Annotated in this window: 1 protein-coding gene; it reads left to right on the top strand. The window is 76.8% G+C overall.

Annotated elements, in window-relative coordinates; genetic code table 11:
• The coding region (locus CCL05_RS43415) for a helicase-related protein (RefSeq protein WP_279629971.1) at positions 1 to 876 on the top strand (876 nt) is incomplete at both ends.

Here is an 876-nt window from a genome sequence, read left to right as displayed (position 1 = left end):
GGTGCCGCTGGCTCTGGCGGGGCTGCTCGGGGAGGGGCCCCGGCGGCGGGTGATCGTCGCCGAGCCGCGGCGGATCGCGGCACGGGCGGCGGCGCGGCGGATGGCATGGCTGCTGGGCGAGAAGGTGGGCGAAAGCGTCGGCTACACGGTGCGCGGCGAACGCGTCGTCGGGCGGCACACGCGCGTGGAGGTCGTCACGACCGGGGTGCTGGTGCAGCGACTGCAGCGGGACCAGGAGCTGGCCGGTGCCGATGTGGTGGTCCTCGACGAGTGCCACGAGCGGCATCTGGACGCGGACACGGCGGCGGCGTTCCTGTGGGACGTACGGCAGACGCTCCGTCCGGAACTGCGGCTCGTGGCCGCCTCGGCGACGACCGACGCGCAGGGGTGGGCCGGGCTGCTGGGCGGGGCTCCGGTGGTCGAGGCGCGGGGAGCGGCGTATCCCGTGGAGGTCGTGTGGGCGCCGCCGGTGCGGCCCGTACGTCCGCCGCACGGGATGCGTGTCGATCCGGCGCTGCTGGCGCATGTGGCGTCGGTGGTGCGGCGGGCACTGGCCGAGCGGGACGGGGACGTGCTGTGTTTCCTGCCGGGCGTGGGCGAGATCGCCCGGGTCGCCGGGCAGCTCGGTGAGCTCGGGGACGTCGAGGTGCTCCAGGTGCACGGGCGGGCGCCCGCGGCCGTCCAGGACGCCGTGCTGGCCGGCGGGGAGCGGCGCCGGGTGGTGCTGGCCACGTCGGTGGCGGAGTCGTCGCTGACGGTTCCCGGTGTGCGTGTGGTCGTCGACTCCGGGCTGGCGCGGGAACCGCGCGTCGACCACGCGCGCGGGCTGAGCGCGCTGACGACGGTACGGGCGTCGCAGGCGGCCGGGCGGCAGCG

The organism is Streptomyces africanus (assembly GCF_002150735.1).
Lineage (GTDB): Bacteria > Actinomycetota > Actinomycetes > Streptomycetales > Streptomycetaceae > Streptomyces > Streptomyces africanus.
The sequence above is the reverse complement of the archived record's forward strand: the minus strand, read 5'-3'. Positions and strand labels throughout refer to the sequence as shown.